The 14,031-nt window shown below is 68.6% G+C and carries 16 protein-coding genes and 1 pseudogene; 7 read left to right on the top strand and 10 right to left on the bottom strand.

Translation table 11 applies throughout. The features are described from left to right. Window positions 1-16: 16 nt before the first annotated feature. From IG98_RS0134370 to IG98_RS0134360, 3 genes and pseudogenes are all read left to right on the top strand, one after another. A pseudogene (locus IG98_RS0134370) lies at window positions 17-325 on the top strand (IS3 family transposase); the annotation flags it as partial. 14 nt (window positions 326-339) lie between these two features. After that, the gene (locus IG98_RS0134365) at window positions 340-1,107 is read left to right on the top strand and encodes a class I SAM-dependent methyltransferase (protein WP_030922026.1); all 768 of its coding nucleotides are present in this window, start codon (window positions 340-342) and stop codon (window positions 1,105-1,107) included. Window positions 1,108-1,708: 601 nt separating this feature from the next. Beyond that, a complete protein-coding gene (locus IG98_RS0134360) occupies window positions 1,709-2,032 on the top strand; it encodes a hypothetical protein (protein WP_030922023.1) in 324 nt (107 codons plus the stop codon). Window positions 2,033-2,231: 199 nt separating this feature from the next. On the opposite strand, the gene IG98_RS47630 is transcribed toward IG98_RS0134360, so the two are convergent. From IG98_RS47630 to IG98_RS0134335, 4 genes are all read right to left on the bottom strand, one after another. Then, on the bottom strand, window positions 2,232-2,630 hold the full coding sequence (locus tag IG98_RS47630) for a DUF6461 domain-containing protein (protein ID WP_281178568.1): 399 nt from the start codon (window positions 2,628-2,630) through the stop codon (window positions 2,232-2,234). A 229-nt stretch (window positions 2,631-2,859) separates the two neighbouring features. Then, window positions 2,860-3,192, bottom strand: a complete 333-nt coding sequence (locus tag IG98_RS0134345) for a hypothetical protein (RefSeq protein WP_030922015.1) — start codon at window positions 3,190-3,192, stop codon at window positions 2,860-2,862. Then, a complete protein-coding gene (locus tag IG98_RS0134340) occupies window positions 3,189-3,500 on the bottom strand; it encodes a hypothetical protein (RefSeq protein WP_030922013.1) in 312 nt (103 codons plus the stop codon). Before IG98_RS0134340 ends, IG98_RS0134345 begins: the two co-directional genes overlap by 4 nt. Beyond that, on the bottom strand, window positions 3,497-3,766 hold the full coding sequence (locus IG98_RS0134335; RefSeq protein ID WP_030922011.1) for a hypothetical protein: 270 nt from the start codon (window positions 3,764-3,766) through the stop codon (window positions 3,497-3,499). Before IG98_RS0134335 ends, IG98_RS0134340 begins: the two co-directional genes overlap by 4 nt. 51 nt (window positions 3,767-3,817) lie before the next feature. Between IG98_RS0134335 and IG98_RS51165 the strand changes: the two genes are divergently transcribed. After that, the gene (locus IG98_RS51165) at window positions 3,818-4,057 is read left to right on the top strand and encodes a hypothetical protein (protein ID WP_157594683.1); all 240 of its coding nucleotides are present in this window, start codon (window positions 3,818-3,820) and stop codon (window positions 4,055-4,057) included. A 177-nt stretch (window positions 4,058-4,234) separates the two neighbouring features. Here IG98_RS51165 and IG98_RS0134325 read toward each other — a convergent pair whose 3' ends face one another. Both IG98_RS0134325 and IG98_RS0134320 read right to left on the bottom strand, forming a co-directional pair. Next, on the bottom strand, window positions 4,235-5,560 hold the full coding sequence (locus tag IG98_RS0134325) for a cation:proton antiporter (RefSeq protein WP_030922009.1): 1,326 nt from the start codon (window positions 5,558-5,560) through the stop codon (window positions 4,235-4,237). Between the two features lie 13 nt (window positions 5,561-5,573). Continuing rightward, a complete protein-coding gene (locus tag IG98_RS0134320) occupies window positions 5,574-6,320 on the bottom strand; it encodes a DinB family protein (protein WP_030922006.1) in 747 nt (248 codons plus the stop codon). 118 nt (window positions 6,321-6,438) lie between these two features. Between IG98_RS0134320 and IG98_RS0134315 the strand changes: the two genes are divergently transcribed. Next, entirely contained in the window at window positions 6,439-7,599 is a 1,161-nt protein-coding gene (locus IG98_RS0134315; RefSeq protein WP_030922003.1) for an aminotransferase, read from the top strand. Window positions 7,600-7,605: 6 nt separating this feature from the next. Here the strand turns inward: IG98_RS0134315 and IG98_RS0134310 are convergent, their stop codons facing one another. Continuing rightward, window positions 7,606-8,196, bottom strand: coding sequence for a GNAT family N-acetyltransferase (locus IG98_RS0134310; protein ID WP_030922000.1), 591 nt, complete (start codon window positions 8,194-8,196; stop codon window positions 7,606-7,608). Between the two features lie 157 nt (window positions 8,197-8,353). Here IG98_RS0134310 and IG98_RS0134305 point away from each other — a divergent pair, with 157 nt between their 5' ends. Both IG98_RS0134305 and IG98_RS0134300 read left to right on the top strand, forming a co-directional pair. After that, window positions 8,354-8,980 carry a 2OG-Fe(II) oxygenase gene (locus IG98_RS0134305; protein WP_030921998.1) on the top strand — a complete coding sequence of 209 codons (627 nt, stop codon included), beginning with the start codon at window positions 8,354-8,356 and terminating at the stop codon, window positions 8,978-8,980. A gap of 5 nt (window positions 8,981-8,985) precedes the next feature. Then, the gene (locus tag IG98_RS0134300) at window positions 8,986-11,562 is read left to right on the top strand and encodes a penicillin acylase family protein (RefSeq protein WP_030921995.1); all 2,577 of its coding nucleotides are present in this window, start codon (window positions 8,986-8,988) and stop codon (window positions 11,560-11,562) included. Here the strand turns inward: IG98_RS0134300 and IG98_RS0134295 are convergent. Genes IG98_RS0134295 through vioD form a run of 3 tightly spaced genes read right to left on the bottom strand, consistent with a single transcriptional unit; the run spans window position 11,537 to window position 14,008 of the window. Beyond that, window positions 11,537-12,100 carry a 4'-phosphopantetheinyl transferase family protein gene (locus IG98_RS0134295; RefSeq protein WP_030921992.1) on the bottom strand — a complete coding sequence of 188 codons (564 nt, stop codon included), beginning with the start codon at window positions 12,098-12,100 and terminating at the stop codon, window positions 11,537-11,539. The two genes, IG98_RS0134300 and IG98_RS0134295, sit on opposite strands and share 26 nt — an antisense overlap. Then, on the bottom strand, window positions 12,097-12,918 hold the full coding sequence (locus tag IG98_RS0134290) for a metallophosphoesterase family protein (RefSeq protein ID WP_030921989.1): 822 nt from the start codon (window positions 12,916-12,918) through the stop codon (window positions 12,097-12,099). Before IG98_RS0134290 ends, IG98_RS0134295 begins: the two co-directional genes overlap by 4 nt. Window positions 12,919-12,925: 7 nt before the next feature. After that, window positions 12,926-14,008 carry a capreomycidine synthase gene (gene vioD / locus IG98_RS0134285; RefSeq protein WP_245651844.1) on the bottom strand — a complete coding sequence of 361 codons (1,083 nt, stop codon included), beginning with the start codon at window positions 14,006-14,008 and terminating at the stop codon, window positions 12,926-12,928. Window positions 14,009-14,031 lie beyond the last annotated feature (23 nt).

Genomic DNA, 14,031 nt, shown 5'->3' with positions numbered 1-14,031 from the left:
ACGACCACTTGAATCCACCCAATACACCTCGATCGCGTTCGGTCAACGTTGTGAGCAGGCCGGCGTGCGCCCCTCGACCGGCCGGACCGGCATGTGCTTCGACAATGCCATCACCGAGAGCTTTTTCGCCTCGCTGGAGTGCGAGCTGATCGACCGGCGGACCTTTCGTACCAGATCAGAAGCCGAGCGCGCTGTATTCGCCTACATCGAGGGGTTCTACAACCCGCGCCGTCGTCACTCCGCCAACGGACAACTCAGCCCTGCCGAATACGAGCGACGCCAAGCCCTCAAACCCATTCAAGAAGACGGTTATGCTGCCGCGTAGCCGAAAGCCCTGATGTGTCTACCGAACCGGGGCAACTCCAGGACGCCCCCTGGGGCCGACTGCGTTACTCGATCGCCGAGGCAAACCTGCTCCGTCACCTCGACGGCCTGGGCGGCGGACCGCTGCGGATCCTCGACCTCGCCGGCGGCGATGGTGGCGACGCCATCCGCCTCGCGGCCCGCAGGCACCACGTCACCATCGTCGACTACGCGCCCGCCATGCTCACCGCAGCCACCGAGCGAGCCGTGGCAGGCGGCGTGACAGCGCTGATCAACTGCGTTGAGGCCGACGCGACCGATCTGCCCCGCGACCTCGCCAACGGGGAGTTCGATGTCGTGCTCTGCCACAACCTCCTGCAATACATGGATGACATCCCGGGGACTCTCACCTCGGTACTTGCCCCGCTGAAGCCTGGCGGCCTGGTCTCCGTCATGGCGATCAACCGGCATTCGGCGCCCTTGAACATCGCCGTCCGGGAGATGGACCCTGCGGCCGCGCTCGCCGCACTCGACACCGATCAGGCTCGAACCCAGACGTTCGACTCGGCGCTGACACTCCACACAGCCGAAGAGATCATCCCCACCCTGCGAAAGCTCGGATGCCGGGACATCGCCCACTACGGCATCCGCAGCTTCTGCGACTACATCACCGACGACGCACGCAAGCACGAACCGGACTTTTACGCGGACCTCGAACGCCTCGAACTCGCCACCACCGCACGCTCGCCCTATACGCACACCGCCCGGCTCTTCCAGCTCATCGCCTGGAAACAGACCAACTGATGCTGGACCAGCCGCCGGTCGACGCCTCCGGCTGCTTGCCCGGTCGCGGCGGTATCGGTGGGTGCTCATTGCACGGCATAATCGCCAGCCGGTCACCGACCGCCACACTTGGGGCGCCGAGGGGCGCCCATCATGAAGATCCCCGCAGGAGTAATGCGCTGAACGAGGACATCAGTCCCACCCCGACTCATACGACGGCCTGCGGTGAGGTCACCGCTTCGGCGGTCCGGCACTGGTGCGGGCGGCCGGATTGCGCGGTGGCCTGCCCCGTCGTCACCTGCGAGATCTGTTTTCCCCCTTCGCCGCAGATCACCTGGCCGTTTCGGTGAGCACGCGCGACTGCGCGTCAGCCGCCGTCTTCCGGCGAAGACCTGGGGGCTGACGTCGACGCCCGGATGGTTTTCCGAACGGGTGATCGGAAATCGCGGGGCTGGCCGGTAGGGTCGCCGTGTGCGTGCCCTGGTTCCTCTTGCGTTGCCGCCGCTGGTGATCTATCGCAGCGCGGTGGTGTTGTGGTGCGGTAAGCGGACCCCGCCGGATGGGCCGCCGGTGGTCGACGTCGTCTGGGTGCACAACGACGAGGGCAGCAGCGAGCCGCTCTGTGCGCCCGTCCTGGCCGGCGCAGGCGCTGATCGACGACATCGGCATGATCGACGGTCAGAACTACGGCGTTTTCCGTGGCGCCTGTTGCCGCACGTTGACTGCGCCGCCGCTGGTGACGCATGAAGGGGCGTCACTGTTTTTGAGCGCTTGGTGGCAGAGCGGTCCGCGGATGTGGTGGGCCGACCTGCTGCGGATCGTCGACGACCTGGCTTTCTCGCCGCGGCGGCCGCGGGTCGTCGGCCGTCGTGTTCCGGCGGCGGAGGTTCAGCGGCTGGACGGCCAGGACTACCGGGCGGTGCCGCGTCTGCGGGCGTCTGCGTGATGCGCCAGCGGTGACCTGACCGGTGCCGGTGTCGCTGTGGAGACATTCCCTGGCCGATTCCTGGACGACGAACTCTGGCGCCTGCGCCGCCGGATCGTTCAGCCACCGGATGGTCGGCCAAGCGGCGAAGGCGCCTCAAAGGGGATCTATCGCCGTCAGGGGGCCCAGCAGCAATGGCGCAGAATCCAACGGGCCCCCGTCAGTAGGCGCCGGGGATGGCCGCGCCAAGGATCGGTCGGCGAAGATGCCGATGAGTGAGGACGACGCCCGTGACACGAGCGGCGATCGCAAGGGCCGCCTCGATGGGATTGTCGATCTGGTCGGCGGCTTCCGGATCGATGCCGAGATCCCGGAGATGGTCGTTGAGTCGGTCCGGATCGCTTCCCCGCCGGTTGGGCGGGAGCGTCGGGTCGATGTCGGTGACGAGCACCCCGTCGACGGCATAGGCGAGGTAGTGCCGGGCGGCGTAGTCAGGCCGCATCACGGCTACGGCCTCGCCACCACCATCTGACAGGTTTGCGAGACTTCGGGAGTCCGCTCCGCGCCAACCGCACTCCTCGACGGCGACGACCCAGTCGCCGACCTGAGTCACGGTGATGATCTGGGGGCCTTCCGGCAGCGGGTGATCCTCGTTGAGGATCGTGCGGATGTCTTCGGCGGTGACACCCAGCCGGCGTGCCGGGCTGCGACGACCGCGCGCACCTCGGCACCCTTCGCCGTGATGCGGTCCTGGTGGGTCTGACGCACACCGCGCAGCGCAGCCTCCTTCGCACTCTCCTGCGCGGCGGTCGCCGCCTCCCGATTCTGGTCATCCACGATGGCGCGCATCAGGCGTCCACCGCCATCGGCGCCTCGGGGAGCCAGACGCCGACGTGGACGCGGACACCCTGATACTGGGCGGCGGCGTAGTACTCGCCGCCGGCGCCGTTCTGCTCCCAGGCCGGGGTGACGCCCAGATGGCGCGCCCAGTCGTCGACGGCGTTAACGCGCCGGTGAACATCGCCGTCATCGTGGACGCCGAGCAGGGTTCCCGCGTCGGGGCCCTCCTTCGGGAGGTACCTGTTGAGTTCCGCCAGGTCCGCGTCCAGGAGCTCGACCAGGGCGCGGGAGGCGCCCTGCTGCAGGGGACGGCGGATACCGGAGAGCACGGGGGTCGTCATGGTTTTTCTCCTTCGTTGCTTCTGCGCACGGGGTAGGGGCTGCGCGGCATCTGCCGCCACTGCTCCTGGGACACGCACGGCACGAGGCCGACGCGGACGTGCAGGATGCCAGTGCTCGGCCAGCCGGGTTCGGGGAGGCTGAGCAGGTCCCAGCGGATCCGCCAGTAGCCACCTCCGAAGTGCTTCTTGGCGCGCACGAGGCCGTACGCGTCGCCGGCGCTCAGGATCTCCGATTCGGCCAGGCGGACGATGTGGCCACGCTGAAGCTTTGCGGGATCGACGTGGCTGAGATCGGGCAGGACGATCACGCTGCCTCCATGAAGGCGAACAGGTCGAGCTGGTCGGCGTGTCCAGGTTCGGCGGGGTGGTCGACGTCGCCGGGCAGTACGGCGGTGGGATCCAGCGTGTAGCTGGGGCGGTGGGCGTGCTGGATGCAGCAGCTGCCGAGGTGCCATTGGCAGCCGTCGACGAGGCGGCCGTCGGCGCGGCGGGCCAGGTACCAGCCGTAGTGGTGGCTGGAGAGCAGAGCGCGAGCCTCGGCGACGCTGTCAACCGGCATCGAGATGCGCGTCATGCAGCGGTCCACCTCGCAGCCGATGACGACACGGGACTGTTGGGAAGCGCCGTGCTGGGCCTGCTCAGCGGCTCTGCATCAGCCGCTTCGCCATCCTCTGGCTGGCTCTATGAGACGCCGGCCGGCAGTGTGCGTGTCTCGGCCGACCGCAGCCACATCACGGTCTGCGACCGCCATGACGACGGCTACGCCATCGACGCCGAGTACGCCACCTCGATGCTCGGCATCTATATCGTGCCCGATTCCAACGGTCACCGCGCGGGCTGTGGTACGGACCGGACCACGCCGTAAGCGCGCACGTCGAGCCCGAGAATGTCTACGTAGTAGAGGATCATCGATCCCTTGATCATGTTGATCGGGATCGACGTGCCAAATATGCCTATGGCGTAGCGCCAAGCGGGAGTGCGAGCCGTACCGAGCTGGGACGCAGGATCAGTGTTGTCGGTACGGCTACCGCCAAGCAAGCGCTCAGCCAGAGCTGGACCAGGCCCGGTGTTCCGCCTCGCGCAGCTGCTCCTCCGCGGTCGTCTCCACCCTGGCCATCGCCACCCGCAGGATCGGCGGCGCCATCAGCGAGGTCACCACCGCCACCAGGAGCACGATGGTGTAGCTCTCCACGCTGAGGATGCCCAGCCGCAGGCCGACCATGGCCACCACGACCTCGATCACGCCGCGAGCGTTGAGGCCAGCGCCGAGTGCGAGCGCCTCCCAGTTGCTGAGCCTGCTGAGCCTGGCACCGACGTAGACGCCGACGAACTTGCCGATGATCGCAACCGCGAGGACGGCGAGGCCGGCGAGCAGCACCTCGGGCTGGAGCAGCGAGGTGAGGTCCATCCGGAAGCCCGCCGTGGCGAAGAAGATCGGAGCCAGCACCGACAGGACGACCGTGCGCAGCGGAGCCAGCTTGGGCAGGTACTCCCGGCCCGCGGTGCCGATCAGGATGCCGACGACGAAGGCGCCGAAGACCGCCTCCAGGCCGAGTGCGTGGGTCCCGGCCGAACTCAGCAGGACGAGCACGACGGCGACCGCGATGACCGGCGCGGAGTCGCCGGATCTGTCGGCGACCCGCAGGGCTCCCCGGACCACCGGGCGGCCGAGCGTTAACGCGAACAGGACGATGGCCAGCAGGCAAGCCACCGAGAACAACACGGTGCCGGTGGAGATGGCGCTGACCGCCATGGCGCTGACGACCGACAACATCAACCAGCCGAAGGCGTCGTCGATCATGCCGGCGGTCAGCGTGAGCTGGCCGATGTTGCGGTGCAGCAGCTTCATGTCCAGCAGCGTCTTGGCGATCACCGGGATCGCGCTGACGCACATCGCCACCCCCATGAACAGCGCGAAGACGGTGACGTCGACTCCGTCCGGTACCAACGTCCCGGGGAACAGGAATCCGGTGGCGATGCCCAGGCCGAGCGGCACGATCAGGCCGCCGAGGCTGATCCCGGCGGCGGTGCCGGCCCGCCTGCGGACCAGTCCCATGTCCATGTGCATGCCGGTCAGTCCGACCAGCAGGAGGACGCCGAGCTGTCCGACGGCGTCGAGCAGGTGGAACTGTCCGGCCTGGGCGGGGAAGAGCCAGCGCTGGAAGTCAGGAGCGGCCCAGGCCAGGAGGGAGGGGCCGAGGATGACGCCGACCAGCAGCTCGCCGACGAGAGCCGGCATGCCCAGCCGCACGGCGAGCCGGCCCAGGGCCATCGCCAGCAGGAGCAGCAGGCCGAGCTGTAACAGGAAGAGGAGCAGCGTGTGCGAGGCGATGGCGGCTACGGGGGCGGACGACGACGACAGCAGCATGACTCTCCATTGGTCAACTGCGGCGTGATTCCAGAGCTCCAAGATCGCGCAAGACGTAGCGCCGGTGGTCGATCTCCTCATCCATCACGACGGCCAGGGCTTCGTGCACCGGGGGCGAGGGCTCGTCCCAGGCGGAGGGGAGGCTTCCCGGGCAGTCGCTGTGGAGGCGGTCCTCGGTGAGGTCGTCGAGGAGGTCGCGCACGAGCGCCATCCGCGCCAGCCGTACCGCGAGGACTTCCGCGTACGACGGACGGGCGTCGAGGTCGAGCTCCGGCAGCGCCTCGGAAGGGTAGTCGCCGGGCGGGAGGGCGGCGGAATAGTGGGGAGAGGGGAGGTCGAGGATGATCTGGGAGACCCACAGGTCGGTGGCGAAGACGAGATGGCGGAGGGTCTCCACCAGGGACCACTCCTCTTCCACCCGCTCGTGCCGGAGCGGCTCGGGCAGGCGCTCGGCCCGCGCGATCGTCTCGGCCCAGAGCGTCTCGATCGTCCGCCACGCCTCGCGATGGTCGGCGACCGTCTTCATCTCCCGCACGAGAACCCGCTCGGGATGGCGGCGGTCGAGCTCGGCGGCCACGTATCCGGTCACGTCGATGCCGTTGACGGTGAAGTTCTCGATCTCGCCGGAGACGGAGACGTCGACCAGGACTGAAGAGATGATCCTTACCTGGCGCATATCGCAGTCACGGAATCTCGACCCGGTCAGGTCGGCGCCGGTGAAGGAGGAGCCCTGCAGATCCTGCGCATCGGAAGGTGCCATTGGATCATTATCTTCAGGGCCTCTGATCGAGTCGAGGGTTCGGCGGGCTCCATGTGCCTCCGGCGTGTCCCGTGAATCGGGGATACGCATGGCGGGCAAGTGAAGCCACGCTGATCTGATGCGACTGAACCCGCGAACGCGCCAGCAGATCGACTCCCCTTTCGACGCGGCCTATCTCCTCCTGGACCAACGGTGCAAGGAACGCGATCTGCTCGACCTGGCGCAGGGGGCTCCGCCGTACCCCACCGCGCCGGCGGTGGTCGAGCACGTGGCTTCGGTCGCGCGGCAGGCGGACGGCGGGGCCTACGTGGAGATCGCCGGTCTGCCACGGCTGCGGCAGCGGTTCGCGGAGGAGCTCACCCAGGCGTACGGCGGGCGGATCGGCGAGGAGAACGTCATCGTGACCGCCGGCTGCAACCAGGCGTTCTGTCTGATCGCCGCCGCGCTGGCGGAGGCGGGTGACGAGATCATCCTGGCCTTGCCCTTCTATCCCAACCACGACATGTGGCTGCGGCTGACCGGGATCCAGCCGGTCTACCTACAGTCGGGCCCGGACCTGGTGCCGACGGTGGAACGTGCCGAGACGCTGGTCGGCTCGCGGACGCGGGCGATCGTGCTGATCACGCCGGGCAACCCGAGCGGCGTGACGCTCGCTCCGGAGGTGATCGCGGAGTTCGCGGAGTTCGCCGCGCGCAAGGGGATCGCGCTGATCCTGGATGAGACCTACCGCTCCTTCCGCGACACCGAGGAGCCCGCGCACAAGCTCTTCGCCGATCCGGGCTGGGGCGAGACGGTGGTCAGCCTGCACAGCTTCTCCAAGGACTTCGCGCTGCCCGGCTATCGGGTCGGGGCCCTGGTGGCCTCGCCGGAGGTCAACCGCGAGGTGCTGAAGCTGCTCGACTGCGTGGCGATCTGCGCGCCGAGGATCGGGCAGGAGGCCGCCTGGGCCGGGCTGACCGGGGCTGCGCAGTGGCGGCGTGAGCGGGCTGGCGAGCTGGCCGCCAGGCGGCGTGGCTTCGCCGAGGCGATGGCCGCGCGGCCGGGCGGGTTCGAGCTCGTGTCGGTGGGCGGGTTCTTCGGGTGGGTGAGGCATCCGTTCGCCGGGCGGCCCACCGAGGAGGTCGTCCGCGACCTCGCGATCCGCCTCGACACCCTGGTCATCCCGGGAACGGCCTTCGTCCCGGGCGACCAGGGGATGATCCGGGTGAGCGTCGGCAACCTGACCGGCGACGTCTTCGCCGACCTCGCCGAACGCTTCGAGATGGTGCGCAAGCTCTAGAAGTCTCTAGAAGTCGATCCTCATCACGACCCGCCTGGGTGTGGGCTTAGCGATCTCGCGGAATCCGGCCTCTACGAAGATGCTGCGACTGCCCACGTGAAGCTCACCCCAGGGCACGTCCCGTCCCTCCGAGGTCAGCATCGGATAACCCTCCAGCGCGCGGGCTCCAGCCTTGCGGGCGAACTCGACCGCGGCGTGGGCGAGGGCTCCGCTGACTCCTCGCCGGCGGTAACCGGCCCTGGTGAAGAAGCAGGTGACCGCCCACACGCCGGCATCCTTGACGTCCTCGTCGCGGTCCAGCCAGGGGACCCGGGTGTCGAGCAGCCGTGGATACTCGGTGCGGGGCTCGACTGCGCACCAGCCGACCGGCTCGTCGTCGAGGAAGGCCACCAGCCCGCTGGTCGTGCCGGAGCCGGGATATCCGCAGTCGGTCTGCTCGCGCAGGCGGTGCTTGCGGTCGGCGAGAGTGTGGTTGAACCACTCGACATGCCGGATCTTGTACCGCTGGCACTGGCACTGGGCTGCCTCGCCACGCTTGCCGAAGACCGTCTGCAGGTTTTCCCAGCTCACTTCGTTGGCGGGTAGAGCTACGATCATCGTCGGCGCCCCTTCCAGAGGCCCATCGTCCCGAAGCAGTCCCGAAGCACTCTAGCCGACCGCTTCTCACCTCAGGCGTCCCCTAAAGCGGGGAACGGTCTTCAGCTGGATCGTCGGCCACGATATGCACATGTTCTCGGCTAATCGGTTCAATTGGTTGAGCTTCGATGTCACCTCCACGCTGCCCACCGGCTGGCGCGAGGAGATCGAGAAGGTCGCCCGCAACGACCGAATCACCAAGCACCTGGTCCCGCCGCACTCCACCTCCCGGGAAGGTCCCGAGGTGAAATCCCTGCAGATCATGACCGTACGGGGTCACCTGATGTGGGACCGCCTGCCCTGGCTGATCGACCTGTACCGAGGCTACTTCCGCGAGTTGTACGAGAGTGCGACCGGTCGGCGGATCTATCCGACCGAGGACCGGCGCTACGCGGTCGTCATGAACGTCCAGGAAGGCGGCGACCGCTACGAGTGCCACGTGGACACCAACCCCGTCGAAGCGCTCCTCTACGTCACTGACCACCCCCGTGGCACCGGCGGCGAGCTCGTGGTGGCCAACGACGACCGGGTCCAGTCGGTCGAGGAGGTCGACGAGGACTGCTCGATCCTCTACCCGGTGGCCGGGCACATCGTCTTCTTCGACGCGCGGCGCTTCCCGCACTACGTGCGCCAGCTGCGCGAGCCCGGGCTGCGCATGGCGGTCGGCATGAACTACTACACCGACGAGTGCCCGGAGATGACACGGCCGCAGGACCTCAACGAGTACCTGTACGGCCGGCCGTAACCGTCATGCGAGAAAAGCGCGGCCGGCTCCGGCGGGTGGCACGATGGGGCCTGATCCTGGTGGTGGTCCTCTCCCTCACCGGCGCGGTGCTGGGCGTGTGGACAGTGCGCCGCCCGTTCCCGCAGTACGAGGGCACGCTGACGCTGGCCGGCCTGTCCGCGGAGGTGAAGGTCCTCCGCGACGGGCACGGCGTGCCTCAGATCTACGCGCGCACCGAGGCCGACCTGTTCAAGGCCCAGGGTTACGTCACCGCGCAGGATCGTTTCTGGGAGATGGACTACCGCCGCCACCTGACCTCCGGCCGCCTGTCGGAGCTGTTCGGCGGCTCGCTGGTCAGCACCGACGCCTTCTTCCGCACTTTGGGCTGGCGGCAGGTGGCCGAGCAGGAGTGGCGGCTCATCTCCCCGGAGGCCCGCGGCTACTTCCAGGCTTACGCCGACGGGGTCAACGCCTGGATCGCCGACAACGGCGGCCCCGACGCGACCGGCGCCAAGAGCTTGGAGTACACCGTCCTTGGCCTGCAGAACGACGGCTACACCGTGGCTCCGTGGGACCCGATCGACTCCATCGCCTGGCTCAAGGCGATGGCGTGGGACCTGCGCAGCAACCTGAGCGCCGAGGTCGCCCGCGCGTCGCTGCTCGCGCACGGCCTCAGCCGCGCGCAGATCGGCGAGCTGTTCCCGGCCTACCCGTACGACCGCAACCGGCCGATCGTCGACGGCGGCACGCCTCCGGTCACCGTCATGTCCGGCGCGACCCCGCCGCGTCGCGCTTACCAGGAGGCGGCCCCGGCGCTGGCCGCGCTGCGAGCTCTGCCGGGCCTGCCCGGCCTGCTGAGCTCGAACGGCGCCGGCGTGGGCTCCAACTCCTGGGTGGTCAGCGGCGCGCTGACCGCCTCCGGCAAGCCGCTGCTGGCCAACGACCCGCACCTGAGCCCTTCCCAGCCGAACGTCTGGTACCAGGTCGGCCTGCACTGCGAGTGCCGGCTGAACGTCCAGGGCTTCACCCTGTCCGGCCTGCCCGGCGTGATGATCGGCCACAACGACCGCGTCGCCTGGGGCCTGACCAACCTGGCTCCCGACGTCACCGATCTCTACCTGGAGAAGATCGACGGCGACCGGTACCTCGGCGGCTCCGCCTGGCGTGACCTCACCGTCCGCCAGGAGGTCATCAAGGTCGCCGGCGGCGAAGCCGTACCCATCACCGTGCGCTCCTCCAAGCACGGCCCGCTGCTGTCGGACCGGTCGGCGGAGCTGTTCGGGATCGCGAGCCACCAGGCCGCCACGCCGCAGCCCACACCCAGCCTCGACCTGGAAGCTCCCAATGTGCCTCCCGCCGCCTCGCAGAGCCCCTACGGGGTGGCGTTGCGCTGGACCGCACTCACTCCCGGCCGCACCGTGGAGGCGATCTTCGCACTCAACCGGGCGGCGGACTGGGAGGACTTCCGAGCCGCGGCCGCCCTGTTCGACGTGCCTTCCCAGAACCTCGTCTACGCCGACGTGGACGGCAACATCGGCTACCAGGCCCCGGGCCGCGTGCCGGTCAGAGGCAAGGGCGACGGCCAGTGGCCCGCTCTGGGCTGGGATCCCGCCTACGACTGGAAGGGTTATGTGCCCTTCGCCGAGCTGCCTCAGCAGTACAACCCGCCCGGCGGCGTGATCGTCACCGCCAACCAGGCGGTCACCAGGCCGGACAAGGGCCCCTACCTCACCGCCGACTGGTCGTACGGCTACCGCAGCCAGCGGGTGTTCGACCTGATCGCCGAACGCGCGGCCCGCGGGAAGCTCGACCTGGACGACATGCGGGAGATGCAGTTCGACAACCGCAACGGCTTCGCGCCGGAGCTGGTGCCGGTCCTGCTGGCGGCCCAGGGCCTGAGCGGCGCTTCGGCGCCGGCCCGCGAGCTGCTGCGCGGCTGGGACTTCCAGCAGCCGGCTGACTCGGCCGCCGCCGCCTTCTACAACGCCACCCTGCGGCACCTGCTGCTGCGGACCTTCGACGAGGTGCCGGAGGGCCAGAAGCCGGCCAGCGGCGACGGTTCGTGGGAGATCCTCCGGCCGCTGCTCGGCAAGCCGTCCTCGCCGTGGTGGGACGACAGGACGACGCCGAAGGCCGAGTCGATGAACGACATGCTCGTGACCGCGATGAACGAGGCGACCACCGAGCTGACCGAACTGCTCGGCGACGAGCCGAAGGACTGGCGATGGGGTGATCTCCACACACTGACGCTGCGGAACGCCACCTTCGGTGAGTCCGGCATCGCGCCGGTCGAGTGGCTCTTCAACCTCTCCCCGGTGGCGGCGGCCGGCGGCGCGGACATCGTCAACGCCACGGGCTGGACGCCGGAGCAGGGCTACGAGGTCGACTTCGTGCCCTCCATGCGGATGATCGTGGACCTGGCCAACCTGGACGGCTCGGCCTGGTCCCAGCTCTCCGGCAACTCCGGCCATGCCTTCCACGCCAACTACGGTGACCAGCTGGAGCTGTGGCGCACCGGCCGCACGGCCCCGATGGTGTGGTCACGCGAGCGGGTGGAGTCGCTGGCCGAGAACACGCTCAGGCTGGTTCCGCCACCGCGGTGAGCACCAGCCCATCCCGTACGGCGAAGCGGCCGGCGAAGACGTCGAGCCGCTTCCCCTTCACGATCGGGCCGAGCACGAGCAACCGGGTGGTGAACCGCCCGATCCCGCCATCGAGGTCGTGGCCGAAGGTGATGTCCGCGCCGTCGAAGTCGAGGAAGAGCCCGGTCAGCGGGAACCACGCCTTGTAGACCGACTCCTTGGCGCTGAACAGCAGCCGGTCCCAGGCCACGCCGGGAATCGCCGCCGTGAGGCCGGCGAGCCTGGCCTGCTCGGCGGCCGAGGCCACCAGCTCCAGCACGTTGGCCGGCAGCGGCTCGTTCGGCTCGGCGTCGACTCCCACGGTGGCCAGGGTCGAGCGCCGCGCCACCACCGCCGCGCGGTAGCCGACACAGTGCGTGATGCTGCCCACCACCCCTTCAGGCCACCGCGGAGCACCACACTGGTCCTTGAGGATCGGGCCCGGCGGCAGCCCGAGCTCTGGCGGGTCGTCGAAGGCCTCGGCCGTGACGACGGCGGCCGGCAGCAGCTCCTCGATCATGCCGGGAGGACCCTGACCGGCTCCGGATAACGGCCGCGGCGGCGCCACTCCCGGGGATAGCCCACGGAGACCTCCATGAACGGCACTCCGTCGTGCCAGGTGGTCCGGCGGATGTGCAGGTGGCCGTAGACGACCGCCGCCACGTTGAAACGGCGGTGCCAGTCGGCGGTCCGCTCCGTGCCGCACCACTGCGCGAACTCCGGATACCGCAACACCCGCGTCGGCTCCCGCACCAGCGGATAGTGGTTCACCAGGACGACGGGGATGCGGGGGTCGAGCTCCTCCAGCCGCCGCTCGGTCTCGACGACCCGGGCCTCGCACCAGGCTTCCACGCCGGGATACGGGTCCGGATGCAGCAACATCTCATCGGTGCAGACCACGCCGGTGTCGTAGGCCAGGGCCAGCGACTCCTCCTTGGTCGACGTGCCCTCCGGCCGGAAGCTGTAGTCGTACAGCAGCAGGAGCGGAGCCACCGTCACCGGCCCGCCGTCTCCTTCCCAGACCGGGTAGGGATCCTCGGGAGTGATGACGTCGAGCTCTCCGCACAGCTTCACCAGTTCCCGGTAACGCTCCTCGCCTCGGGGAGCCGACGGGTCACCGGAGGTCGTCCACAGGTCGTGGTTTCCCGGAGCCCAGATCACCTTGGTGAACCGCTCGCTGAGCATCTCCAGTGCCCACCGGATGTCGCTCTTCCGCTCGGCGATGTCGCCGGCGACGATCAACCAGTCGCGAGGGGAGTAGGGAAGGACCCGGTGAAGGTGGTGCCGGTTGTCCGGATGGCTGATGTGGAGGTCGCTGATCGCGAGCAGGCTGCTCACGCGGGCGTCACCCGAGCAGCAGTCGGCGGATGCCGGCCAGACCGGCGCTCAGCTCGGTCGAGGTGCCGCCGAAGCCCAGCCGCGCGTAACCGCTGAAGGACTCGCCGAAGCAGTGTCCGGGGACGAGCAGGACTCGCTCCTGTTCGGCCAGGCGGCGGCAGAGTCCGGTCACGTCGGGATGGCCGGGGAACTCCACGAAGGTGGCCACCCCGCCCGCCGGCGGGCGGACCTTGACCAGGCCGGGCAGCTCTTCGGCCCAGTCCAGCAGGGTCTTCAGGTTCGCTCTGGCGTGCTCGCGCTGGAGGGAGACGATGCGGTCGGCGTTCCTGACCGCCTTCTCCGCGAAGAACTCCAGGATCGGCGAGACGTAGAGAGCGATGTAGTCACGCAGCACCGCCATCCTGTGCAGCAACTCCGGTGGCGCCAGGCACCAGCCGACGCGCAGACCGGCCAGGCCATAACTCTTGGAGAAGGTGCCGAAAGCGATGCACTTGGCGTAGGAGCCGAAGGGCAGCGGGAGGGGTTCGGTGGTGTAGGTCAGCTCACCGAAGGCGTGGTCCCACACGAGCCACGCGCCGGCCTCCTCGGCTATCTCGATCAGTTCGCGCTGTTGCTGCGGGGTGATGGAGACGCCGGTGGGATTGTGCGGGAAATTGACCACGATCATCCGCGGACGGCTCTCCCTCGCCAGCCTCCTGAGCGAGCTCAGGTCGGCGGAGAAGCCATCGTCCCGGTTGAGGGCCCAGCGGGTGATCCGGCAGCCCAGACCAGCGGCGATGTCGTACAGCTGCTGGTAGGCCGGATCGACGACGATGACCTCGTCGCCGGGGTCGAGCAGGGTGTGCATCACGATGTAGATCGCTTCACTGGAACCGTGGGTGACCATCACCGGGTCCAGGTCACCGCCGGTCCAGCGGTCGGCGAGCGCTCTCCGTAAACGACTACCGCCGAAACTCTCGCTGTCATGAAATATCATCGGCCCGAGCTCGGAAAGCTCAAATTCACAGATGGATGCCAGTTCATTAATGGTCATATCGCGCACACCACTGCTGCCGATATCGTGATCGACTTTGTGGTAATAGAGGCGCATCCATTCTTCGAGTTCGGCAAGGA

It is taken from the genome of Streptosporangium amethystogenes (genome assembly GCF_000721075.1).
GTDB classification, from domain to species: domain Bacteria; phylum Actinomycetota; class Actinomycetes; order Streptosporangiales; family Streptosporangiaceae; genus Streptosporangium; species Streptosporangium amethystogenes.
The sequence above is the reverse complement of the archived record's forward strand: the minus strand, read 5'-3'. Positions and strand labels throughout refer to the sequence as shown.

Coding starts and splice junctions, on each gene's coding strand:
- IG98_RS0134345 (WP_030922015.1), bottom strand. CDS start 3,192: ATGACGACCCCCGTGCTCTCCGGTATCCGCCGTCCCCTGCAGCAGGGC.
- IG98_RS0134335 (WP_030922011.1), bottom strand. CDS start 3,766: ATGACGCGCATCTCGATGCCGGTTGACAGCGTCGCCGAGGCTCGCGCT.
- IG98_RS0134325 (WP_030922009.1), bottom strand. CDS start 5,560: ATGCTGCTGTCGTCGTCGTCCGCCCCCGTAGCCGCCATCGCCTCGCAC.
- IG98_RS0134320 (WP_030922006.1), bottom strand. CDS start 6,320: ATGGCACCTTCCGATGCGCAGGATCTGCAGGGCTCCTCCTTCACCGGC.
- IG98_RS0134315 (WP_030922003.1), top strand. CDS start 6,439: ATGCGACTGAACCCGCGAACGCGCCAGCAGATCGACTCCCCTTTCGAC.
- IG98_RS0134310 (WP_030922000.1), bottom strand. CDS start 8,196: ATGATCGTAGCTCTACCCGCCAACGAAGTGAGCTGGGAAAACCTGCAG.
- IG98_RS0134300 (WP_030921995.1), top strand. CDS start 8,986: ATGCGAGAAAAGCGCGGCCGGCTCCGGCGGGTGGCACGATGGGGCCTG.
- IG98_RS0134295 (WP_030921992.1), bottom strand. CDS start 12,100: ATGATCGAGGAGCTGCTGCCGGCCGCCGTCGTCACGGCCGAGGCCTTC.
- vioD (WP_245651844.1), bottom strand. CDS start 14,008: ATGCGCCTCTATTACCACAAAGTCGATCACGATATCGGCAGCAGTGGT.